18 protein-coding genes are annotated in these 22879 nt (G+C 59.0%); 14 read left to right on the top strand and 4 right to left on the bottom strand.

Annotation, left to right across the window (positions count from 1 at the left end; all coding sequences use genetic code 11):
- Positions 1-144 precede the first annotated feature (144 nt).
- Positions 145-2148, bottom strand: coding sequence for a TonB-dependent receptor (locus tag ALO80_RS17230; RefSeq protein WP_055009871.1), 2004 nt, complete (start codon positions 2146-2148; stop codon positions 145-147).
- Positions 2149-2294: 146 nt separating this feature from the next.
- Between ALO80_RS17230 and ALO80_RS17235 the strand changes: the two genes are divergently transcribed.
- Positions 2295-3242, top strand: a complete 948-nt coding sequence (locus ALO80_RS17235; protein WP_055009872.1) for a helix-turn-helix transcriptional regulator — start codon at positions 2295-2297, stop codon at positions 3240-3242.
- On the opposite strand, the gene ALO80_RS17240 is transcribed toward ALO80_RS17235, so the two are convergent.
- Positions 3230-5728, bottom strand: a complete 2499-nt coding sequence (locus ALO80_RS17240; protein WP_055009873.1) for a TonB-dependent receptor plug domain-containing protein — start codon at positions 5726-5728, stop codon at positions 3230-3232. The genes ALO80_RS17235 and ALO80_RS17240 overlap by 13 nt on opposite strands.
- Before the next feature lie 392 nt (positions 5729-6120).
- Here ALO80_RS17240 and ALO80_RS17245 point away from each other — a divergent pair, with 392 nt between their 5' ends.
- The 6 genes from ALO80_RS17245 (at position 6121) to ALO80_RS17270 (ending at position 12203) form a co-directional block, all read left to right on the top strand.
- Entirely contained in the window at positions 6121-6726 is a 606-nt protein-coding gene (locus ALO80_RS17245; protein ID WP_054985043.1) for an SCO family protein, read from the top strand.
- On the top strand, positions 6720-7214 hold the full coding sequence (locus ALO80_RS17250) for a copper chaperone PCu(A)C (protein ID WP_082441020.1): 495 nt from the start codon (positions 6720-6722) through the stop codon (positions 7212-7214). Before ALO80_RS17245 ends, ALO80_RS17250 begins: the two co-directional genes overlap by 7 nt.
- A gap of 243 nt (positions 7215-7457) precedes the next feature.
- A complete protein-coding gene (locus ALO80_RS17255) occupies positions 7458-8276 on the top strand; it encodes an energy transducer TonB (protein WP_055009874.1) in 819 nt (272 codons plus the stop codon).
- A 113-nt stretch (positions 8277-8389) separates the two neighbouring features.
- Positions 8390-9118, top strand: a complete 729-nt coding sequence (locus ALO80_RS17260) for a MotA/TolQ/ExbB proton channel family protein (RefSeq protein ID WP_054985046.1) — start codon at positions 8390-8392, stop codon at positions 9116-9118.
- 1 nt (position 9119) lies between these two features.
- On the top strand, positions 9120-9521 hold the full coding sequence (locus tag ALO80_RS17265; RefSeq protein WP_055009875.1) for an ExbD/TolR family protein: 402 nt from the start codon (positions 9120-9122) through the stop codon (positions 9519-9521).
- Between the two features lie 279 nt (positions 9522-9800).
- On the top strand, positions 9801-12203 hold the full coding sequence (locus tag ALO80_RS17270) for a TonB-dependent receptor plug domain-containing protein (protein ID WP_055009876.1): 2403 nt from the start codon (positions 9801-9803) through the stop codon (positions 12201-12203).
- 272 nt (positions 12204-12475) lie between these two features.
- Here the strand turns inward: ALO80_RS17270 and ALO80_RS17275 are convergent, their stop codons facing one another.
- Positions 12476-13513, bottom strand: a complete 1038-nt coding sequence (locus ALO80_RS17275; RefSeq protein ID WP_055009877.1) for an ABC transporter substrate-binding protein — start codon at positions 13511-13513, stop codon at positions 12476-12478.
- Between the two features lie 233 nt (positions 13514-13746).
- On the opposite strand from ALO80_RS17275, the gene ALO80_RS17280 reads away from it, so the two are divergent.
- The 3 genes from ALO80_RS17280 (at position 13747) to ALO80_RS17290 (ending at position 16704) form a co-directional block, all read left to right on the top strand.
- A complete protein-coding gene (locus ALO80_RS17280; protein WP_054985050.1) occupies positions 13747-14562 on the top strand; it encodes a class II aldolase/adducin family protein in 816 nt (271 codons plus the stop codon).
- 70 nt (positions 14563-14632) lie between these two features.
- A complete protein-coding gene (glsB, locus tag ALO80_RS17285; RefSeq protein WP_055005549.1) occupies positions 14633-15541 on the top strand; it encodes a glutaminase B in 909 nt (302 codons plus the stop codon).
- 65 nt (positions 15542-15606) lie between these two features.
- Entirely contained in the window at positions 15607-16704 is a 1098-nt protein-coding gene (locus ALO80_RS17290; protein WP_055009878.1) for a DUF1615 domain-containing protein, read from the top strand.
- Between the two features lie 7 nt (positions 16705-16711).
- Here the strand turns inward: ALO80_RS17290 and ALO80_RS17295 are convergent, their stop codons facing one another.
- Positions 16712-17137 (bottom strand): DUF1810 domain-containing protein, encoded by a 426-nt coding sequence (locus ALO80_RS17295; protein WP_055009879.1) that lies wholly within the window; start codon positions 17135-17137, stop codon positions 16712-16714.
- Between the two features lie 87 nt (positions 17138-17224).
- On the opposite strand from ALO80_RS17295, the gene ALO80_RS17300 reads away from it, so the two are divergent.
- The 4 genes from ALO80_RS17300 to ALO80_RS17315 all read left to right on the top strand — a co-directional run bounded on the left by ALO80_RS17300 (position 17225) and on the right by ALO80_RS17315 (position 22850).
- Complete coding sequence (locus tag ALO80_RS17300; RefSeq protein ID WP_055009880.1) at positions 17225-19036, top strand: ABC transporter ATP-binding protein; 1812 nt, start codon at positions 17225-17227, stop codon at positions 19034-19036.
- A 90-nt stretch (positions 19037-19126) separates the two neighbouring features.
- Entirely contained in the window at positions 19127-20164 is a 1038-nt protein-coding gene (locus tag ALO80_RS17305; RefSeq protein WP_055009881.1) for an NADP(H)-dependent aldo-keto reductase, read from the top strand.
- A gap of 66 nt (positions 20165-20230) precedes the next feature.
- A complete protein-coding gene (locus ALO80_RS17310) occupies positions 20231-21031 on the top strand; it encodes an SDR family oxidoreductase (protein WP_055009882.1) in 801 nt (266 codons plus the stop codon).
- On the top strand, positions 21024-22850 hold the full coding sequence (locus ALO80_RS17315) for a glycoside hydrolase family 15 protein (RefSeq protein ID WP_055009883.1): 1827 nt from the start codon (positions 21024-21026) through the stop codon (positions 22848-22850). The genes ALO80_RS17310 and ALO80_RS17315 overlap by 8 nt, the downstream gene beginning before the upstream one ends.
- Positions 22851-22879: the final 29 nt, after the last annotated feature.

Here is a 22879-nt window from a genome sequence, read left to right on the forward strand (position 1 = left end):
TGGGTGTCCGTACCTGTCATATCGCCATGCAGCGGCTGACGGACGCCCGGTGGGCGACCGGCGTTGTTGCCGATGAATGGAGCCGGTGGTTCTCGAGCCCGGCTCATGTGCAATCGCGCGCGAGCCAGGCCAGGGATGTTCGGGTCAAAAGGTGATTTTGGTACTCAAGCCCAGTTCCCGGCCTTGCCCTGGCTGGCTGAACTGTGCGCCGCCGGACAGGTAGGAGTAGGTGCGGTAGTCCTTGTCGCCGAGGTTGTTGCCATACAGCGCAAGCTCCAGATCGGGCTTGGGCAGCCACGCCAGTCGAGCATCCACCAGGCTGTAGCCGCCCTGCGATACCTCGTTGTCGACGTCGAAATAGTGTTTGCCGGTGTAACTGATCCCGACACTGGGCCGCACTTCGCCCAGCAGCCCGTCAAAGTAGAAGCTGCGTTCGGCCGATGCGCGCAAGGTCCGTCCCGGCGTGTACGTCAGCCTGTTGCCCTGACGGTCGGAATCGAGCATACGGTTGCGGTTGACGGTACCCGCCAGCCGAATCAGGGTCGCTTCATCCGCGTGCCAGTCCATGGACAGCTCGGCGCCTTCACTGCGGGCCTTGCCGATGTTGCTCAGCGACTGGGTGCCGGTGCCCGCTGCGCCGATGAATTGCTGTACATCGTCGATATCGATGCGATACAGCGCGGCGTTGAGCCACAGGTGCTTGTCCAGAAGGCTGGATTTGACGCCTATTTCGGTGTTCAACGACTTCTCCGGCGAATACGCCACGGCATCAGGTGTGATGGCACCGATGCGGTTGTAACCGCCCGCCTTGTAGCCCTTGCTGACCGATGCGTACAAGCGCGTGTCCGGGGTTGCCTGGAAGCCCAGGGCAATCTTGGGAGTGGTGCTGGTAAACGTGTCGTTGCCACTGTAGACAAAGCCTGGCGTAAAGGCTGCGTCGATCTGGGTGTAGTCGGTTTCGGCTTTCTCCACGCTGTGGCGCGCGCCCAGCGTCAGGTCCCAGCGCGGGGCCAGGTGCCAGGTAAACTCGCCGAACACGGCTTTCTCGGTGCTTTCGATGCGGCTGTCGGCCACGCCATAAACCCCGAACAGCGGGGCGCTGCGGTCCGGTTCACGCTCTGAGTGACTGCGGCTTTTCTGCCAGTACAAACCACCCACCGCATCCCAGGCACGGTCGTCGCCCTGGGTGGAAAGACGCAGTTCCTGGCTGACGGTGCGCTGGCTTTCGGGCCACTGAAAACCCAGATCGCCGTACACCCGCTCATGGCGATAGTTCTGTAGAGAGGTGATAGAGGTCAGTTTCAGTGCGTCGCTGAGGTTCCAGTCCAGGGTTGCACTGCTGGTTTCAACGCGCCGCACGTAGACCGACTCCATCAACGGTACGCTCGCCCGGCGTTTTTCATACGTGGCGTCTGCCAGGTATTGCTCGTTGTAGGAGGTCAGGCGATCCCGGGCATAAGCCAGCTTGAGGCTGAAGTCTTCATTAGGTTTGAAGGTCAGCCCGACATTGCCGCCGCCGTTGTCGCTGTCACCATGATGCTCGCTGCGGGTCAGCTCGCCGTCGGTGTCGTCGTGATACACGGTGCCTTGAATGAATAACGTGTCGTCCACCAGCGGCGTCGAACCCGTCGCCGACACTTGTTGGTGCAGATTGCTGAAGCGGCTTTGCAGCGTCGCGGTCGGCGTGTTGTCCGGTTGACGGGTGAGGATATTGAGTGCCCCTGCATGGGCATTACGGCCGTAGAGCGTGCCTTGCGGGCCTTTCAACAGCTCGATGTGTTCAATGTTGAGCAATTGCTGATTGAAGGTGCCCAGGTATTGCGGCACTCCGTCCACATAAATGCCTACGGGCGCGTTGTAGGGGTCCGATGAGGACACGCCGCGCAGACTCAGGCTGGGAAATACACCGGCACCCGTGTTGCGAATCAACAGTTCCGGAAATACTCTCTCGAGGTCGCCGCTGTTGTAGACATTGGCACGCTCCAGATCCGCCTGCTCTGCCACCGAAAGCGCCAGGTCGGTCTGGTCCTGGGATTGCACGCGCTTGCCAGCGGTAACCTGCATTTCCGGCAAGGTCATGACGTCGTCGGCCAGCGCCTGATGGGAAACTGCAAGCATGACTGCCAGGCTGAGTAGAGAACGTTGCATGAATAGACTCGGGTGAGAGGGAATGAGCGCATTCTCTGGACTTAACCGTTTCATTGCGCGTGCGATCAGGGTCGAAATGCGCGCAATCGGTACTTTAGTTGATAAGTGTTATCATTTGAGTCTGATTCCCAAACGAGTGCATCCCGATGAGCCTCAATCATTATTGCGCTGACTATGAGCTGCCCAAGGTCCTGACGGATGATGTGGGGGACGAGCTCGATATCCGACTCATTGACTGGCAGGTCGACGAAGACCGGCATCTGGACGCCTTCTGTGAGGCGTCACTGACAGTGTCGTACCACGCCAACTGCTCCGGCTGGCGCTATTTCGCCGATACCTCGCCGCTGAGCTGGCGTGAAGATCACTGCTGCCTGTTCCATTCGACGGTACCTGTCAGGGGCGAGGGTTTCGTGCCCGGTGGTACCTGCTGGCGCGGTGTGAATATCAGCTTTGCCGCGCACCGGCTGGGCATGCTCGATCTGGCCGGGCAACTGTTCGATTATCAGGGACCTTGGGAAAACACCCGCTCCAGGGACCGCACGGCACGGCTCGTACAGTTTCCGGCGCCGCAGGTGGTAAGGCGGATCGGCCAGGAGATGCTGGGTTGCAAACTTGAGGGTGTCGCCAGGGACCTGCTGCTGCGTGGCAAGGCCTACGAAATGCTTGGTCAATTGACTGCTCATATCCAGGACCTGGCGCATTTCACCGGGCTTAACGCGGGAGGCCGTGACCTGATGCGCGTCGAGCGGGCGCGCAAACTGCTGGAAACACACCCGGAGCAGGACTGGACCATCGAATCGCTGGCCCAGTCGGTGGAGCTCAACACCAAAAAGCTCAAACAGGGGTTTCGTCAGAGCTACGACAGTGGCGTCTACAGCTATCTGCAGAAAGTCCGCATCGAGCGGGCGGCACAACTGTTGCGGCGACAGGGAGCGGTCAGTGAAGTGGCGGCGGCGGTGGGTTACTCCAGCGCCAGCCACTTTGCCAAGGTGTTTCGGCGCTATTACGGCGTAAACCCGCTGCATTTCAGCGCGATGGCCGTGGAGAATACTCACGACCTCGCGGTGGCTACACCGACGCGTCAGAAATCATAGGCAATTTTGCTGTACCAGAACCCTCCGCCTGGATAGAACGGTGAGTTGCCATACAGGTTGAGTCCGACGGGTGAAGGGATTGCGTGCTTGTCCGGACGCACATCGAAGATGTTGGTGCCGCCAAGGCTGAGGGTGATGTTGTCGTAAAGGGTGTAGGACACATCCAGGTCGGTGATCCACTTCGCTCCGAAGCTGCGATCACCGCTTTCCAGTTGCTGGAGGGTCTTGACCTTGCCGTAACGAGTGGTCTGCAGGTTTACGCCCAGATCGCCCAGCGTCCATTTGCCACCCAGCACCCACTTGGTCTTCGGTTGCGCGTCGGTCAGATCGCCTTCGCGGGCGCGGCCTACCCAGGTCAGGCTGCCGCCGGGGTTGCTGCCCAGGCCTTGCAGAGCCGCGGGTGCATCCTTGACGTCAGTGATGACAGTCTTGTTGTAATTGAACCCGGCGCTCCAGCGCACATCGCCCCATGACCCATACTGGCTGGAGTGATCGAGGACGATATCCAGACCGCGCGTCCGTGTGTCGAAGGCGTTGGCGTAATACGAAGTCCAGGTGCTGGTGTCCACACCTTGTGCGGTGAGAACAGGTGCCAGGGCGGGGCCGTACAGGCTTTCGGTGCGAGCGATGCGATCGGCGATCTCGATCCAGTAGGCGTCGGCTGTCAGGCTGGTGCGCGGTGCCGGTTGCCAGGTCACGCCAACGCCCAGATTACGTGATTTCTCCGGGTCCAGCGTGGTCGCGCCAAGCGCCTGGGCCAGCGCCGAGTTGACCGGCGCGATGCGCGTCACGGCGGGCACGATTGTGCCGTCCGGCGCGGCGCCGACCCGGTTGTCCGAGATGCTGTAGCCGATCTGGGTCAGCGAGGGCGCGCGAAAGCCCGTGCCCACGGTGCCGCGTACAGCGAAGGTGTCAGTGAATTCGTAACGCGAGTTGAGCTTGGCGCTGAGCGTGTTGCCTGAGTCATCGTCGAAGTGCTCGGCGCGCAACGCCAGATCGACGAACAGGGGTTCTATCGGAGTGATGCCAAAATCGACGTAAGCTGCATAATTGTTACGTTGCAGGCTGGTGGCGTCCTGCGGCGAGATGACCGCTGCGGCCTGCGCGGCTATCGACGCCAGTTGCCCGGCCAGCGGGTTGGCCTGGCCATTGGGCAGGGTTGCCGGAAAGCGATAGCCGCCGACCTGATAGGCCTGCGCATCTCCTGAAAAGGTCCGGAAACGTTCCCAGCGATGCTCAAGCCCTGCAGACACTTGCAGCGGCACGCCAAACAGTCCGTCAAACGCGCGGGTGACGTCGACATTGTTGACCCATTGTTCGAATCGGTAGGTCGCCAGATCATCGAACGAAGTCGGGGACGTCGGTCCCAGCGACGGGTTGAGGGTCAGATCGCTGTACTGATGGTTGTTGTTACGCCCGTACGTGGTGCTCAGGTCCCAGTTCCAGCCCAGAGACTCGCCCTTGCCGCCAATCAGGTACTGATAGTCGGTGTCGTCCAGATTGTTCAGCGGGTAATAGCCATCGGCAAACAGTTCGGGAATATTGGCGTTGCTGTTGGGGTAGCGGAAGTAGTTGTTGATGACAGCCTCGCGTTGTCCGTAGGTGCCGTAGGAATACAGCGCGGTTTGATCATTCAGAGGCAGTTCGGCGTTGTACGCCAGGTTGAACGCTTTGATCTGCGGGTCACCGTTCTTGACGCCGACCCGATCCCAGCTCGCCTCACGAGGGTCGCCGGGGAAATAAGCAGTGTTGCTGGCTTTCTCGTTCCAGCTGGCATCGCCACGTTTGCGGGCGTCGGCCGAAAGGTGCAGAAAACCGCCGTCACCCAGTTCGAAGCCGGTGTCACCTTCGAACTTGGTAACTTCGCCTTCGCCGCTGTACAGCTTGCCGTAGGTCACGCCCAGATGGCCGCCCTCGGCGCTGTCCTTCAGAATCACGTTGATTACCCCTGCGATCGCGTCCGAGCCATATTGTGCGGCGGCGCTGTCCTTGAGCACCTCGATGCGCTCAACCGCGCTGATCGGGATCATGTCGATGTCCACCGAGTTCGCGCCGCTGCTGTCGGTTGAACCATTGGCGGGCAGGGCGCTGTTATGGCGGCGTTTGCCATTGACCAGCACCAGCGTGTAGGCCGGTGCCAGGCTGCGGTTGGACAGGGGGCGGATGGTCGAGTTATAGCCCGCCACATTGGTGCCATAGTTGAAAGACGGCAACAGTTTGGCGATGGCCTCGGTCAGGTCGGCGCGACCGGTTTTCAGTAACTGATCGCTGGTCACGATATCAACCGGGGCCGGGCTGTCGGTGACGGTGCGCTGGGTACCGCGAACCCCGGTGGATATCACCGTGACTTTTTCCAGGCGAGCCTCATCGTCGGTCGCTTCGTCGGCGGCATGGGCCGGGTTCATGAGGCCCATGCCGACGAACGCGATACTCTTGATCAACGGGTTGCGCAGGCAACGGCGAGGAGTGTGGACGGGTGGGGTCATAACAGAGCGATCCTTGGTAGTGCTGAAAAAGTCCTGGGCACCTCCACACGGCAAGGGTCGGTCTGCTGGCGAATATAAGGTTATGAAACAAGGCTGTGAAAGGCCTTTTGGCTATATGCTAATTATGAAATTAATAAATTATATTTTAGTTTTAAATGCATTGATTGCATTTAAATCGGGGGCATGAGCGACAGGGGAGAGGGGTTCAATGTAGCTCCGCAGGCTGTGCGGTTTTGTCGCATGGCCTATTGCGGCCCATGAGGGCGGCGTTTGCGCGCCTGCTCATGGTTTGATACAGGATTGGCGGTATTCCCGACTGCCCTTGAGTGGTAAATTCGCCGCCTTTGAATTTGTCTGAACTCACGCGCCTTATCCTCCAGGGGACGCAAGACATGACGCAACATCTGACCCGCCGCGAGGTGGTCGCTGGCCTCTCGTTGCTGAGCCTGGGCCTGCTGGCTGGCTGCGGCAATTCCAATGCGTTGCCGTTCAAGCATGGCAAGGACATGAGCAACGAGATTGTCGGCCGTAACTTCCGGCTCAAGGACTCGCAAGGCAACGTCAAGACCTTGTCCAGCTTTCGCGGCTTGATGCCGATGATTTTCTTTGGCTTTACTCAATGCCCTGCCATCTGCCCTACGGCCCTGGCGCGGGCTGCACAGATCAGAAAACTGATGGGTGAGGAGGGCAAGACACTCCAGGTGGTGTTCATTACCCTGGACCCGGAGCGTGATACGCCCGAGGTGATCGACGCTTATGTAAAGGCTTTTGATCCAACCTTTGTCGCGCTGTCCGGCACCCTTGAAGAAACGGCCGCAACGGCCAGGGAGTTCGGCGTATTCTTTGAAAAGGTCCCGCTGGGGGATACCTACACAATCTCGCACACCGCCACCAGTTACGTCTACGACACTCGAGGCGTATTGCGCCTGGGGTTGTCGCACAGGCTATCCGCCCAACAATGCACTGAAGATCTGCTCACTTTGATGGAAGTATGCTGATGACCGTTCTGATTCGTAATGCGGTAAAGCCGCTGTTGCTGACCCTTTCGCTGTTGGGCCTGAGCGCTCAGGCCCTTGCCGAAACGCGTGTCGATGATGCCTGGGTCCGTGCCACCGTGCCAGGCCAGCCTGCCACTGGCGCGTTCATGCGCATTACCTCGACCGTTGACGGTAAGCTGGTCGACGTCGCCTCGCCTGTGGCCAAGACCGTGCAGATCCATCAGATGAGCATGAAAGGCGATGTGATGAGCATGCAGCGCGTGGAGTCGGTCGACCTGCCGGCAGGCAAACCGGTGGTGTTCGATTCCAACGGTTATCACGTGATGTTCATGGGCCTTGCAGCGCAGGTCAAAGAGGGTGATCAGGTTCCCCTGACCCTGACCGTGGAAAACGCCACAGGCGGGAAGGAGTCCGTTCAGGTCACGGCGGTAGCCAGGTCACTCACCGAAGATGACCACAGCGGGCATGGAGATCACAGCGGCCATTGAGCCTGCAGAATCGGGCTCGGAGCATGGTCACGTCAGGGACATCCAGGCCATGCCGCATTCCGCGCCAGTCCAGGGAGCAATAAACCAGATCTTTATATGCTTTTAGGATCTAAGCAGCGAACCAAATATTCTTTTCAGGAACAAGCCTCTTTCAGCGATGATTGCCTTGCCATATCAACTTTGGAAAGGTGACTGATACCAACAGAACCTGGATTTTTATCATGAAAATGCAGGAGTGTATCAATGGGCAATGTCCAGACCGCAGCCAGTGCACATGATGTGCCTTGGCGCCAGACGCCAAGCGGCGACCTGGTCGATCTGGGGCGTCCTTTCCGTGCGCCCCTGGCGTTATCGCGGTTGCAAAGTATCCCCAAGCCCATCCTTAAACGGCGCGAAGCCATCCTGCTGAGTGCGCTGGCGCTGGTGCTGCACGGCACGGTCATCTACTGGTTGAGCCAGAACCCGACGCCAGTGCTGCCGGTGGTGCCGCCGGAAATTCCGCCGATGACCATCGAATTTTCCCAGCCTGCACCGCCGGTTGTCGAGACGCCACCGCCACCGCCTGAGCCTGTCGTGCAGCCGGTGGTCGAGCCGCCACCTCCGGTCGAGGATGAACTGGCTGTCAAGCCGCCACCGCCCAAACCGATTCCGAAACCCAAGCCGCAGCCACCCAAGCCTGTGGTCAAACCAGTGGCAAAACCGATCGAGCAACCAGCGCCGCCCGTGCCTGCGCCACCTGTCGCTGCGCCTGCTGCTCCCGCGCCGCCAGCGCCCAAACCGGTAACTCCGGCTTCTGCGAGCGCTGGCTACCTGCGCAACCCGGCCCCGGAATACCCGTCGCTGGCCATGCGTCGCGGCTGGGAAGGGACTGTGCTGTTGCGCGTCCATGTATTGGCCAGCGGCAAGCCTGGCGAGATACAGATACAGAAGAGCAGTGGCCGGGACCAACTGGATGACGCTGCACTGGCCGCTGTTAAACGCTGGAGTTTTGTCCCCGCCAAGCAGGGGGATGTCGCCCAGGACGGCTGGGTCAGCGTGCCCATTGATTTCAAGATCAAATGAGGTTTCAAGACCCATAACCCGAAATTCGATTGACCTGGCGAGCTACCTGAACCAAAGGCGCATCGCGACACACCCTATGCCTTGTTCCGACTTTGTTCACAGAGAGCTGCGCCATGAACCTGATTGCTTCGCCTTTTGAATCCATCGAACACGCGGTCATCTGGCTGCTGGTTATCTTTTCCGTTGCCACCTGGGGCCTTGCTCTGCTCAAGGGCGTGCAGTTTTCGCGCCTGAAGTCCCAGGATCGCAAGTTCCACAAGCAGTTCTGGGCGGCATCGAGCCTGGATTCCGCTGCACAACTGGCCCAGGAACAACCGGGCGCTGCGGCGCGCGTTGCTCTGGCCGGGTATGCCGCCATTCAGGTGCCGGACGGCGCGCAGGCCAACGACCTCAGTCAGTCCATCAACCATCAGGACCGCCTTGAGCGTGCCTTGCGTCAGCAGATCGTTCGAGAGCGTCGCTCGCTGGAGACCGGTCTGGCGATTCTCGCCAGCATTGGCAGCACGTCGCCTTTCATCGGCCTGTTCGGTACGGTCTGGGGCATCATGTCCGCGCTCAAGGGCATCAGCGCAGCCGGTTCGGCAAGCCTGGAAACCGTGGCCGGTCCGATCGGTGCCGCGCTGGTGGCAACCGGTGTCGGCATCGCCGTCGCAGTGCCTGCGGTGCTGGTCTACAACTACTTCCTGCGACGTCTGAAGTTGACCGCCGCCGATCTGGACGATTTTGCCCACGATTTCTACAGCCTGGCGCAGAAGAGTGCGTTCCGCGTACTGCTGCACCCGGTCCTCAAGTCTGGCGCTAACGCAGGGCAAGCCGGGCAGAAAGTGAAGGAGGCATCCTGAAATGGCTTTTTCCACACAAGACACCGATGAAGTGCTGAGCGAGATCAACGTCACGCCGCTGGTGGACGTGATGCTGGTACTGCTGGTGGTGTTCATCGTCACCGCGCCGCTGTTGACCAACTCGATCCCGATCAACCTGCCCAAGACCGAATCGGTTGCGCCAGTGGAGCAGAAAGACCCATTGGTGGTAAGTATCGACGGGCAGGGCAAGTTGTTCATCAACAAGGATGAAATTCAGCCTGACCTGTTGGAAACCAACCTCAAGGCTGCCAAAGACAAATCACCGGACGTGCGTGTGCAGTTGCAGGCGGATAATGGCGTGAACTATGGCGAAGTGGCACGAGCAATGGCCTCCATCGAGCGTGCCGGGATTACCAAACTGTCGGTGATCACCGCCAGGTAGTGGGTTTGTCTCCCAAGGTTTCATCAGTTTTGGGCCGCATCCTCAGGCAGGTGCGGCCTTTTTTTGTCCGCGTTTCAGGTCTTTTTCAGGCGTGACACAAATGCAGATGCTTATTCTTTATTGGTATTTAAATATTTATATCAATGTCATTAAGCTATAACGCATCGGGCTACCGGAATACCAATCAGACACCGTAATGATCGCCACCGTCCACCGCACGGATCGCTCGTTGTAACCAGAACACAGTTTCTGGATCAAGGATTTTCAAGGGGTAGTGGTATGGGGAATTTCAAACGAAGTGTAGTGGCCACGGCGGTTTTTTCAGCCAATTTGCTGAGCGTCGCCGGGATCAGTGCAAGCGCTTATGCTGCAGAAGTCACGGATGAACAAAACAATCAGGGCGCATCCACCCTGGGTACGGTGATCGTTACCGGCACCCGGGCACAAGAGCGCACCGCCAGCGCCTCGCTCTCGCCGATTGATGTGATTTCCGGTGACAGCCTGCGCAGTTCCGGCTCCAGCGAGTTGGGCACGGTGCTGGCGCGCTTGATCCCGTCGATCAATTTTCCACGGCCCAGCCTGGTGGACGGTGCAGAGCTGACGCGTCCGGCGCAACTGCGCGGCCTGTCGCCGGATCAGGTGCTGGTGCTGGTGAACGGCAAACGCCGCCACACGTCAGCCTTCGTCAACCTGGGTGGAGCGGTAGGCCGTGGCTCGGCACCTGCCGACCTGAACGCCATCCCGCTGTCGGCCATCGACCATATTGAAGTGCTGCGCGACGGTGCGTCGGCGCGTTACGGCTCCGATGCGATTGCCGGGGTGATCAACATCATCCTCAAGAGCGCCGACCATGGCGGCTCGATTTCCAGCCAATACGGCCAGTACAAGAAAGGCGACGGGATTCAGCGTCAGGTATCCGGCAATACCGGTTTTGCGCTAGGCGACAACGGTACTTTCAACCTCTCGGGTGAAGGTGCCGACAACGACTACACCAACCGCGCCGGCGATGACCTTCGCGCCTCCAGTGTGGGCTCCACTACTTATGGTCAGCAGGTATTCCGCCAGGGCGAGCCGCAAACTCATGAGGGCAAGCTGCAGTACAACGCCGAATACAGCTTCAATGATGCGGCGGAGTTCTACAGCTTCGGTGGTTACAGTAAACGTCGTGGCGAAACCGCTGCGTTCTATCGACCGAGCAACGCGTCCAACAACATCGCTGCGATTTATCCCAACGGCTATCTGCCGCTGATCAATGGCACGCTTGAAGACACTTCGCTGGTTGCCGGACTGCGCGGCGAGCTCGCGGATGACTGGCACTACGACCTGTCCGCCAACTACGGGAAAAATACCTATGAACTGCGCACCAGGACCATCAATACGTCACTGGGCCTGAACACACCGCGTTCGTTCTATAACGGCACGCTGACCAACGACCAGAAGCAACTGAGCCTCGACCTGTCGCGGGAATTCAGCGCAGCGTGGCTGCCTTATCCAGTGTCGGTCGCGTTTGGGGCCGAATACCTGCGTCAGGGCTATCAGATCGAAGCAGGGCAGGCGGAGTCGTATTTCCAGACCGGCAGTTCCGGACTCGGCGGCTTCCGCGCCGCCGATGCTGGCAGCTACTCGCGACACAACGTTGCCCAGTATCTGGATGTGGAGACCAATCTGACCGAGAAACTCGGTGTATCGGCGGCCGTTCGGCACGAGGACTACAGTGATTTCGGCTCCAATGTCAGTGGTTCGTTTTCGGCGCGTTACGACTTCACTCCTCAGGTCGCTTTGCGAGGCAGCGTGTCGACGGGCTTCCGCGCACCTTCACTGGCCCAGCAGAACTTTACGTCTACGTCGTCGCAGCTGATTGGCAATACGATCCAGGAGGAGGGCACGTTCCCGGCCGGCAGTAACGTTGCACAACTGTTGGGGGCTGAAGATCTGAAGCCGGAGAAGTCCCGCAACTACAGCCTGGGCCTGGTGCTCCAGCCGCTGGACAGCCTGACCGTAACTGCCGACGTTTACCATATCGACATTCAGGACCGTATCTCGCTGTCTTCCAACCTGGTGCTCAACAACACGGCCATCAACTATCTGCGCAGCAATGGTGTGGGTGACATCAATTACACCAGCGCGCGTTACTTCACCAACGCTACCGACACCAGCACCGACGGCGTCGACCTGGTGGCCAATTATCGCTACCAGTTCGATAACGGGGTGCGCTGGAACAGCACGCTGGGTTACAACTACAACCACACCAAAGTCACCGACGTGAAAGCCAACCCGGCAATTCTCGATCAGTTGGGCGTGAACCTGGTTCGGGTAGACCGCAGGGAACGCATCGGATTGCTGGGTGACACGACACCTCAGCACAAACTGACGCTGGGCAATGATCTGACGTTTGGTAACTGGGCGCTGCATTCCAATCTGGTTCGCTACGGCGAGTTCACCAGCTATCAGGCCGACAAGGTCAACGACCAGACCTTCAGCGCAGCCTGGCTGCTGGACCTGGCGGTGGACTATAAACTCAAGAGCTGGGTCTTTACCCTGGGCGGCGACAACGTCACCGACAAGTACCCCGAGAAGCTCAACGACTTTTCGTCCAGCGGCGGCAACCTGGCCTACAGCACGTTTTCGCCTTACGGGTATAGCGGGGCGTTTTACTACGGCAAGGTGACATACAACTGGTAATTTGATTTGTTGCTGATTGTTGTCCCAATGCTTCGCGTGATACACAAGTCTGAATGACGGGCTTCTGCCCGGGGGCGTGGGAGCGAACTTGTTCGCGAAGACGGTGTTTTAGACGATGCATTTTCGGCAACTATACCGGCCCTTTCGCGAACAAGCGAAGCGTCGCCCGGTTCGCTCCCACGGCCTTCGGCCAGAATCAAGAGCGGACTTGTGTATAACGCTGAGCACAAAGCGTGTGAGCGACTGTTGCGTATAAGGATCAGTGCGAGAACTCAACTGCCCTGCAACGGGGTGGCATCCTGAAAGAAGTAATCCTTCCACGACGCTGGCTTGTTCTTGATCGCGCCGACGCGATACAGGAACTCGGCCAGCGGGTAGGTGTTTTTCGGGGTAATGGTGAACTGGAACTCTGGCTGATCAATGATCTTCAGCAGTTCGGCACGGTCGATCTTCGCCTTTGTGACGCGCAGGTAGGTATCCGCTGCGGCACCGATGTCTTTGCTGACGAACGCTTCTGCCTCGGCCAGCGCTTCGATGAACGCTTTGTAGGTTTTCGGGTTTTCCTCGCGGAATTTCTCGGTGGCAAACAGCACGGTAGGCGAGTTAGGCCCGAGCAGATCATAGGTATTGAGCACCACATGCACGTTGGGGTTTTTCAGTTCCTGATCCTGATAGGGCGGGTTGGAAAAATGCCCGGTCAACTCGGTTCCGCCAGCGATCAGACTGGCTGCAGCGTCTGGATGTGGCAGGCTCAGGGTGTATTTGTCCAGCCGGGCATATTCCTTGTCGCCCCAGAGTCTGGCGGCGGCGAACTGCAGGTAGCGTGACTGCACCGAAACACTGACTGCTGGCACCGCGATGCGATCCTTTTCGGTAAAGTCGGCGATGGTTTTGACGTCGGGATTATTGCTCACCAGGTAATACGGGAAGTTACCCAGCGATGCGACCGCCTTGACGTTCTGCCTGCCCTTGGTACGGTCCCAGATAGTCAGCAACGGGCCAACTCCGGCACCGGCGATATCGATGGAGCCTGACAGCAGCGCATCGTTGACCGCCGAGCCACCGGATAACTGCGTCCAGTCCACCTTGATCTCCACACCGTCTTGCCTGCCGTGTTTCTCGATCAGTTGTTGATCGCGGACCACATTGAGCAGTAGGTAGACAATGCCGAACTGCTCGGCGATGCGAATTTCACCTTCAGCCTGCGCGGTGGCCGGTGTGACCAGGCTGGCGCTCAACAGCGCAGCGCCAAGTCCTAGGGCCGCGGTCAGACGGCTGATACGGCGCAGAACGGTTGTGGATCCGGACATGCAGTGCTCCAACAAGACATTTGAGATGCGCTGGAGCATATCGCTATATAAAAATTTATTTAAATAACCTTAATGAATATGGATAGATTGCCTGTTGCCCTGCGAGGCGAGCACGCTGACTGCTCCTAATATTCCTTATTTTTATAATTAGCTTATAAGTAAATGTGATTTTTAATTGAATTGTTATGCGCCTAGTCTTACTGATCAGTTCGCAGTCATTCAGGAGCAATACCATGAGCAACGTCAGCACTTTGCCACTCCAGTCAGGTACGACGCCGTCGAGTACCGGCAGTGTGCGCGACAGGGTTTCGCCGGAGGAATGGGAGGTCCGGGTCAAACTGGCGGCCGCCTACCGTCTGGCCGCGCTCAAGCGCTGGACCGACCACATCTATACGCACTTCTCGGCGCGAGTGCCGGGGCCGGACGAGCACTTTCTGATCAACGCGTTCGGTCTGCTGTTCGATGAAATCACCGCGTCCAACCTGGTCAAGGTCGACATTGACGGCACGATTGTCGATGACCCGACCGGGCTGGGTATCAACTACGCCGGGTACGTGATTCACAGTGCCATTCATGCTGCGCGCCACGACCTGCAGGCGGTGTTGCATACCCACACGCGTGACGGCATCGCCGTGTCAGCGCAAAAAGACGGGCTGTTACCGATTTCCCAGCACTCCATTGCCTTCTCCGGGCGTGTGGCCTATCACGGTTACGAAGGCATTGCGCTGGACCTCAGTGAGCGTGAACGGCTGGTCGCCGATCTGGGCGACAAGAGCGTGATGATCCTGCGCAACCATGGACTATTGACCGGCGGGGTGAGTGTAGAGCATGCGTTCCAGCAACTGCATGCCCTTGAGTACGCCTGCAATATTCAGATTGCGGCGCAGTCTGCCGGCAACGCCGAGCTGGTGTTTCCGCCACAGGAGGTCATTGCCAAAGTGGAGGAGCAGGCCAAGGCCATCAAGGATGGCCATGGTCCGGGCGTCGCACGGCACTGGAATGCGCTGATCCGCGAGCTGGAGCGCAGCGGCACCGACTACAGGACCTGAGTCTGCAACACAGTGATGCGAGGCGCTTGGGGTTGGTGTAGTGTGCGCAGCCAAAACAAGGGGCGCACCTATGCAAGACCTGCTGAACGAAATCCTCGATGAAGTAAGACCCTTGCTTGGTCAGGGCAAAGTGGCCGACTACATTCCCGCGCTGGGCGGGGTCCGGCCTGATCAACTGGGCATTGCAGTGTATGGCAACGATGGCCAGGTATTCAGCGCCGGCGATGCCGAAACACTGTTTTCGATACAGAGTATTTCCAAGGTGTTCAGCCTGGTGCAGGCTATCGGCCACTCCGGCGAAGATATCTGGCAGCGTCTGGGGCATGAGCCCTCCGGGCAGCCGTTCAACTCGCTGGTGCAGCTGGAGTTCGAACGGGGCAGACCGCGTAATCCGTTCATCAACGCCGGCGCGCTGGTGATCTGTGACATCAATCAGGCACGCTTTGCAGCTCCGTCGCTGTCCATGCGTGACTTCGTCCGGCGCTTGTGCGGCAACCGGGCGATCACCTCCGATTCCAAAGTCGCCGAATCCGAATACCAGCACCGTTCGCGCAATGCCGCGGCAGCCTATCTGATGAAATCCTTCGATAACTTCCATGGCGATGTAGAAGACGTGCTGCGCAGCTATTTCCACCACTGTGCGCTGAGCATGAACTGCATTGATCTGGCGAAAGCGTTCGGTTTTCTGGCCAATCAGGGGGTCTGTACTCACAGTGGCGAGCAGGTACTTACCGCACGCCAGGCGACTCAGGTCAACTCGATCATGGCCACCAGCGGTCTTTACGACGAGGCCGGTAACTTTGCCTATCGCGTCGGCCTGCCGGGCAAGAGCGGCGTAGGCGGTGGTATCGTTGCGATTGTGCCGGAGCGCGCTTCGGTCTGTGTGTGGTCCCCGGAGTTGAACGCAGCAGGCAATTCCCTTGTCGGTATGGCTGCGCTGGAAAAACTCAGCGCAAGGATCGACTGGTCGGTTTTTTAAAGCCTTTTGGAAATGAACGGTGCTTTAACGGCGCTTTGAAGTGCGAATCCGGCAGGAGTCATGGATTGAATCGAAGGCTAGGCAAATTGCTCGTCCTGAGCATCGGGCTGTTGGTGCTGGCAGGCTGTGGCAGCCAGAGTGTCCAGGAACCCGAACTGAGCCCGGAACAGGCGCGCGCGCAGATCGTGCGGCTGATGCCTGCCGCTGTCTCGGATCGGCAGGCCTGGGCAACGGATATACATGCCGCCTTTGCCGCGCAGAAAATCCCCATGACCACCGAAAACCTGTGCTCGGTATTGGCCGTGACCGAACAGGAGTCTACCTTTCAGGTGGACCCTGCGGTGCCGGACATGGGCCGGATTGCCCGCGCCGAAATCAATCGCCGTGCTGCGCGCCTGCATATCCCCGGCGCGCTGATAGCCACCGCCTTGCGCGTGCGCTCACCGGACGGCAAAACCTATGGCAAGCGGCTGGATGCGGCTCGCACCGAGAAAGACCTGAGCGCGATCTTCGATGATTTCATCGGCATGGTGCCGTTGGGTCAGACACTGTTCGGCAACTTCAACCCGGTCAAGACCGGCGGGCCTATGCAGGTCAGCATCGCCTTTGCCGAGAAGCACGCCGAGGATTATCCCTACACGGTCGATGGCTCGATCAGACGCGAAGTCTTTACCCGCCGTGGCGGTATGTATTTCGGTATTGCTCATCTGCTGGGTTATCCGGTGCACTACACCGAGTCGCTGTACCGCTTTGCCGACTTCAATGCCGGCTGGTACGCGAGCCGAAATGCAGCCTTTCAGAACGCAGTGAGTCGTGCTAACGGCATCGAGCTGGCGCTTGACGGCGATCTGATCCGCTTTGACTCCACTTCGCCAGGCTCCACCGAGCTGGCCGTGCGCACGCTGGGTGATCGATTGGGCATGAACAAGTCGCAGATATGGAACCAGCTCAAGCAGGGCGATACCCTGGAGTTCGAAGAAACCGATCTGTACAGCAAGGTGTTCGCATTGGCGGACAAGGCGGCGGGAAAGCCTCTGCCAAGAGCGATCCTGCCCGGCATCACGCTGAAAAGCCCGAAAATCACCCGTAACCTCACGACTGCCTGGTTCGCCGAACGCGTAGACGACCGGCGCGAGCGTTGCGTGCAGCGTGCGCCCAAGTGAAGTTGAATCATCGTGACAGGAAATTCACCGTCATTGCGTCCCGCTCGCCCCCGAAAAACGTATCCAGCACCTTTTGAAACACCTGCCGTTCAGGTGCGGCGATGGCAAACAGGGTCATACTCGAATGCAGTTTCATGTCATCCGGCGAGTCGAATATCTGTCTCGCCGAGCGTTCTGTGTGAGTCGCGATGATGCTGGCACAACGCTCCATACGCGGGCCCAGCACGGGGTGTTGCGGGTAAGCCCGAGCTTCGTCGAGATCAGTGATTGCGTAGTGCCGTGCCATGTCGCTGCGCCCCAATCCCCGGACCTGCGGGAACACAAACCACATCCAGTGGCTGCGTTTTTGCCCGGCTTCAAGTTCCATCAGCACCTGCGGGTAAACCGGCTGCTGGGCATCGACAAAGCGTTGCAGGTTGTAAGCATCGTTCATGATCAGCGTCCTGTTTTTTAACGAACCTGTGGTCGTATGATGGCCGTCCGACAAGGGGGTTCGACCTGTCTCAAGAGTTTTTAGCGTATGCCGGTTTTCAAACGTTTCACGTCGTTCATGCAACAGGCCTTGCGGGCCATGCACCTGGTCTGGACCACTTCCCGAGCGCTTTCCGTCGGTTTGATCATTGCCACACTGGTCGCAGGCTTGCTGCCCGCGCTGGCGGCCTGGCTGGGGCAGCGGATTGTCGATGCCGTGGTCAGCGCCATGCAATTGCATGCCAGCGCAGGCGAAGCTCCGCTTTGGCCAGTGTTGCGCTATGTGCTGCTGGAGGCAGGCGTACTGGCGCTGCTGGCGGGGGCGCAACGCGGGCTGTCGGTGCAGCAGGCGCTGCTGCGGGTACTGCTGGGGCAAAAGGTCAATACGCTGATTCTGGAGAAGGCCCAGACCTTGTCACTGTCGCAGTTCGAGGACTCGGAGTTTTACGACAAGCTGGTACGGGTCCGGCGTGAGGCCTCGACGCGGCCGTTGGCCCTGGTGACCAAATCACTGGGGCTGTTGCAAAACCTGATTTCGCTGATCAGTTTCGCGGTGTTGCTGGTGCATTTCTCGCCCTGGGCGTTGTTGATTCTGGTGTTGGGTGCGCTGCCGGTGTTCTTTGCGGAAGCGCACTTTTCCGGCGACGCATTCCGCCTTTTTACCCGGCGTGCCCCGGAAACCCGTCGACAGAACTACATCGAAACGCTGCTTTCCCACGAGGGCTATATCAAGGAGGTCAAGCTGTTCGGCTTCGCACCTCTGCTGCTTCAGCGTTACCGCGAAACCTTCGAGCGTCTGTACGCCGAGGACCGTCGTTTGACGGTGCGCCGTGACGGATGGGGTTTTTTGTTGGGGCTGCTGGGCACGGCTGCGTTTTATCTGGCGTACGCCTGGGTGGTGGTGGACGCAGTGCACGGGCGGATCACCCTGGGACAGATGACCATGTACCTGGTGCTTTTCAAGCAGGGGCAGGCTGCGGTCAGCAGCAGCCTCAGTGCAATCAGTGGTTTGTATGAAGACGGGCTGTACCTAGCCGATCTGTACATTTACCTGGGCCAGCCAGTCGCACCGTCTGCCGGCAGTCTGACTCAGGGCACGCTGCCCGGCGATGGTCTGCGTGTCGAGAACGTGAGCTTCACTTATCCGGGCACCAGCCACCCGGCACTGGAAAACATCGATCTGCATCTGGCACCGGGCCGCAGCGTGGCGCTGGTGGGCGAGAACGGCTCGGGGAAGACCACTCTGATCAAGTTGCTGACGCGCCTTTATCAGCCTGATCAAGGTCGTATTCTGTTGGATGGCAGCGATCTGCAGGAATGGGACGAAGACGCCTTGCGCTCACGCATCGGCGTGATTTTTCAGGACTTCATTCGCTATCAGTTTCTGGTCGGTGAAAACCTCGGGGTGGGCGATACACACGCCTTCCACGACGAAACCCGCTGGCGCGAAGCTGCTGCGCAAGGCATGGCGGCGCAGTTCATCGAACAGCTCGACAAAGGCTATGCCACACAATTGGGTCGCTGGTTCGCGGGTGGTCAGGAGTTGTCTGGCGGCCAGTGGCAGAAAATCGCGCTGTCACGTGCCTATATGCGCCGCGACGCCGATATTCTGATCCTCGACGAACCGACCGCCGCGCTGGATGCCGGGGCGGAAGCTGCCGTGTTCGAGCATTTTCGCGAGTACGCCAAGGGGCGTATGACACTGCTGATTTCTCACCGTTTTTCCAGCGTACGCAATGCCGAGCATATTGTCGTGCTGGAGCATGGGCGGGTACTTGAACGCGGTGACCATGACAACCTGATCGCTGCCGCAGGGCGCTACGCCACGCTGTTCGATCTGCAGGCGCAAGGTTATCGCTAGATAAAAAGTGTTGCAGTGAGTGCCCAGTCGGCGTTTTATGGGAGCCCTGTTTTTCACGCCGTTATTTTTTTGAATCAAACGGAGACATCGATGCAATTTCGTAAATTGGGCAAAACCGACCTGTCGGTCAGCGCGATCTGTCTGGGCACCATGACCTGGGGCGAGCAGAACACCCAGGATGAAGCATTCGAACAGATTCGTATGGCCAAGGATGCCAAGGTCAACTTTCTCGACACCGCAGAAATGTACCCGGTGCCGCCGCGTGGCGAGACCTACACCAAGACTGAAAGCATCATTGGCGAATACTTCAAGAAGTACGGCGACCGCAGTGACTGGGTGCTGGCCAGCAAGGTTGCAGGCCCGGGGCGCATGGAGCACATTCGCGATGGCAACCCGCGCCTGGACCGCAAGAACATCACCGCTGCGCTGGACGCCAGCCTCAAGCGCCTGAACACCGATTATCTGGACCTGTACCAGTTGCACTGGCCGGATCGCAAGACCAACTTCTTCGGCGTGCTGGGCTATACCCATGACCCGGATGACCAGGCGGTAGAGATCCAGGAGACCCTGTCGGTACTGGCTGATCTGGTCAAGGACGGCAAAATTCGCCACTTCGGCCTGTCCAACGAGACTCCATGGGGCACCCAGCGTTTTCTGCACCTGGCCGAAACCCTTGAACTGCCGCGTGCTGTCTCGATCCAGAACCCCTACAACCTGCTTAACCGTACGTTTGAAGTCGGTCTGGCGGAAATTGCTATTCGCGAACAGATCGGCCTGCTGGCCTATTCGCCACTGGCGTTCGGTGTACTGGCCGGCAAGTATCTGGACGGCGCACGTCCGGCCGATGGCCGCCTGACCCTGTTCGAACGTTTCCAGCGCTACAACAATCCGCAGGCCGTCAGTGCTACTGCCAAGTACGTCGCATTGGCCCGCGAACACGGCCTGGACCCTTCGCAGATGGCGCTGGCCTACGTGACCAGCCGTCCGTTCGTGACCAGCAACATCATCGGTGCGACGAAACTCGATCAACTGAAGATCAATCTGGAGAGCATCGACGTCACGCTGTCCGATGAGGTCATTACCGGCATCGAGGCCATCCACACCGCGCAACCCAACCCGGCCCCCTAAGCCGAACTGAACTTACTTTCAGCCTCGTCAGTCAGCACTAGTACGCTTACTCCGAGGCTGAAATCGATGCACATCTCACTCAAGCAACAAGTCGCAATCGTCACCGGAGCCAGTTCCGGTCTGGGCGCAGGTGCTGCGCGAGCGCTGGCAGATGCCGGTGCCGCAGTGGTGATCAACTACAACTCCAAGGCTGAACCTGCCGAAAAGCTGGCCGAGGACATTCGCGCTGCTGGCGGTCAGGCGCTGGCTGTAGGTGCCGATGTGTCCAGCGAAGAGGACGTCGAGCGGCTGTTTGCACAAACGATCGAGCACTTCGGCGCACTGGACATTCTGGTCGCCAACTCCGGGCTGCAGAAAGACGCGGCCATTGTCGACATGAGTCTGGAAGACTGGAACACAGTCATCAATGTCAATCTGACCGGGCAGTTTCTCTGCGCCCGTGCCGCTTTGCGCCAGTTCATCAAGCAGGGCATGCGCCCCGGTGTATCGCGGGCGATGGGCAAGATTATCCATATGAGCTCGGTACACCAGTTGATCCCGTGGGCCGGGCACGTCAATTACGCCGCGTCCAAAGGCGGTGTCGATCTGTTGATGCGCAGTATTGCCCAGGAAGTCGGCGAGCTGAAGATTCGCGTCAACAGCGTTGCACCGGGTGCCATTCGCACGCCGATCAATGCCGATGCGCGCAAGGGCGATGCCGAGAAGGAAATGCTCAAGCTGATCCCTTATGGCCGTATCGGTGAGCCGGAAGACGTCGCCAATGCGGTGCTCTGGCTGGCCTCAGACGCTTCGGATTATGTGCATGGCACCACGCTGTTCATTGACGGCGGCATGACCCTTTATCCGGAGTTCCGTGGCAATGGCTGACTTTCCCGAAGAAGCGCAAAACCGTATCGAGAACCACGGCATCATTGGTGACATGCGAAGTGCCGCCCTGATCGCCGACACAGGCAGTATCGATTTCTGCTGCTGGCCCGATTTCGACAGTCCGTCGATTTTTACCGCGCTGCTGGACACCCCCGATGCCGGGATCTTTCAGTTGGCTCCCGATCTGCCTGACGCCCGAAGGCTGCAGATCTACCTGCCGGACACCAACGTCCTGCAAACCCGCTGGATTTCCGAGGACGCGGTGGTGGAAGTCACCGACCTGATGCCGATTGGCGAAGATCAGGCTGATCTGCCGCGCATCGTGCGCCGGGTCCAGGTGCGCTTTGGCGAAGCCACGATTCGCATGCGTTGCCGGGTGCGCATGGACTACAGCCGTGCCGAAACCACCGCGCGTATGGACGGTCAGGATATCTGTTTCGAGGCCGATGGACAGCCGGGCATGCGTTTGTCGGCTGCGACGCCGCTGCACCTTGTGCAGCAGGATGCAGTGGCTGAGTTTCACATGCAAAAAGGCCAGACCATCGAGTTCATCCTTGGCGGAATCGACGACCCGAATGTGGCTGCGGGCAAGTGCTCACGCTATTTCGATGACACTCTCAAATTCTGGCGGCGCTGGGCCGGGCAGTCGCAGTACAAGGGTCGCTGGCGTGAAATGGTCACGCGCTCGGCGCTGGCACTCAAACTGCTGACCTCGCGCAAGCACGGTGGCATTGTCGCAGCCGCGACGTTCGGTCTTCCGGAAACCGAAGGCGGCGAGCGTAACTGGGACTACCGCTACACCTGGATCCGCGACGCTTCATTCACCGTGTATGCCTTCATGCGCCTGGGTTACGCCGATGAGGCGAATGCGTTCATGGGGTGGGTACGCGGGCGACTGGACGACTGCTGTGAGCAGACCGAGAAACTCGGCATTCTCTATGCCCTTGATGGGCACGCAGAATTGCCCGAAGACAACCTCGATCATTTGTCCGGTTATGGCGGGGCGCAGCCGGTCCGCATCGGCAATGAGGCCTACAAGCAGGTTCAGCTGGATATCTACGGCGAACTGATGGACGCCGTGTACCTGGCCAACAAGTACGGTGACGCTATCTCTCATGATGGCTGGCAACATGTCGTGCGTCAGGTCGATTACGTATGTGAGCACTGGAGCGATCGCGATGTCGGCATCTGGGAAATGCGCGGCGGCGATCAGCATTTTCTGCATTCGCGATTGATGTGCTGGGTGGCGCTTGATCGGGCGCTGCGCCTGGCGTTCAAGCGTTCACTGTCAGGGCCGTTCGAGCGCTGGACCAAAGTGCGTGAAGAGATCCACAACGATATCTGGAAGAACTTCTGGAACGAGGAATTGGGCCATTTTGTACAGCACAAGGGCAGTCGCAATCTGGACGCTTCGATGTTGCTGATGCCATTGGTGCGTTTTGTCGGCGCCAATGACCCCAAGTGGCTGGCAACGCTGGACGCCATCGAGGCCGCGCTGGTGCGAGACGGAATGGTGTTCCGATATCGCAACGATGATGATCACGATGACGGTCTGGCGGGTGAAGAGGGCGCGTTCGTGGCCTGTTCGTTCTGGTACGTCGAATGCCTGGCCCGTGCCGGTCGGGTCGAGCAGGCACATCTGGAGTTCGAACAATTGCTGCGTTACGCCAATCCGCTGGGTTTATATGCCGAGGAGTTCGATGGGCATGCGCGCCATCTCGGCAACACTCCGCAGGCATTGAGTCACCTTGCGCTGATCAGTGCTGCCAGTTTTCTGGACCGCAAACTGGGTGGCGGGCAGGCGCTCTGGCAGCCTTGAAGGGCTGTATGAGTGGGTCATGGATGAAC

It is taken from the genome of Pseudomonas caricapapayae (genome assembly GCF_001400735.1).
GTDB lineage: Bacteria > Pseudomonadota > Gammaproteobacteria > Pseudomonadales > Pseudomonadaceae > Aquipseudomonas > Aquipseudomonas caricapapayae.

Coding starts and splice junctions, on each gene's coding strand:
- ALO80_RS17230 (WP_055009871.1), bottom strand. CDS start 2,148: ATGCAACGTTCTCTACTCAGCCTGGCAGTCATGCTTGCAGTTTCCCAT.
- ALO80_RS17235 (WP_055009872.1), top strand. CDS start 2,295: ATGAGCCTCAATCATTATTGCGCTGACTATGAGCTGCCCAAGGTCCTG.
- ALO80_RS17240 (WP_055009873.1), bottom strand. CDS start 5,728: ATGACCCCACCCGTCCACACTCCTCGCCGTTGCCTGCGCAACCCGTTG.
- ALO80_RS17245 (WP_054985043.1), top strand. CDS start 6,121: ATGACGCAACATCTGACCCGCCGCGAGGTGGTCGCTGGCCTCTCGTTG.
- ALO80_RS17250 (WP_082441020.1), top strand. CDS start 6,720: ATGCTGATGACCGTTCTGATTCGTAATGCGGTAAAGCCGCTGTTGCTG.
- ALO80_RS17255 (WP_055009874.1), top strand. CDS start 7,458: ATGGGCAATGTCCAGACCGCAGCCAGTGCACATGATGTGCCTTGGCGC.
- ALO80_RS17260 (WP_054985046.1), top strand. CDS start 8,390: ATGAACCTGATTGCTTCGCCTTTTGAATCCATCGAACACGCGGTCATC.
- ALO80_RS17265 (WP_055009875.1), top strand. CDS start 9,120: ATGGCTTTTTCCACACAAGACACCGATGAAGTGCTGAGCGAGATCAAC.
- ALO80_RS17270 (WP_055009876.1), top strand. CDS start 9,801: ATGGGGAATTTCAAACGAAGTGTAGTGGCCACGGCGGTTTTTTCAGCC.
- ALO80_RS17275 (WP_055009877.1), bottom strand. CDS start 13,513: ATGTCCGGATCCACAACCGTTCTGCGCCGTATCAGCCGTCTGACCGCG.
- ALO80_RS17280 (WP_054985050.1), top strand. CDS start 13,747: ATGAGCAACGTCAGCACTTTGCCACTCCAGTCAGGTACGACGCCGTCG.
- glsB (WP_055005549.1), top strand. CDS start 14,633: ATGCAAGACCTGCTGAACGAAATCCTCGATGAAGTAAGACCCTTGCTT.
- ALO80_RS17295 (WP_055009879.1), bottom strand. CDS start 17,137: ATGAACGATGCTTACAACCTGCAACGCTTTGTCGATGCCCAGCAGCCG.
- ALO80_RS17300 (WP_055009880.1), top strand. CDS start 17,225: ATGCCGGTTTTCAAACGTTTCACGTCGTTCATGCAACAGGCCTTGCGG.
- ALO80_RS17305 (WP_055009881.1), top strand. CDS start 19,127: ATGCAATTTCGTAAATTGGGCAAAACCGACCTGTCGGTCAGCGCGATC.
- ALO80_RS17310 (WP_055009882.1), top strand. CDS start 20,231: ATGCACATCTCACTCAAGCAACAAGTCGCAATCGTCACCGGAGCCAGT.
- ALO80_RS17315 (WP_055009883.1), top strand. CDS start 21,024: ATGGCTGACTTTCCCGAAGAAGCGCAAAACCGTATCGAGAACCACGGC.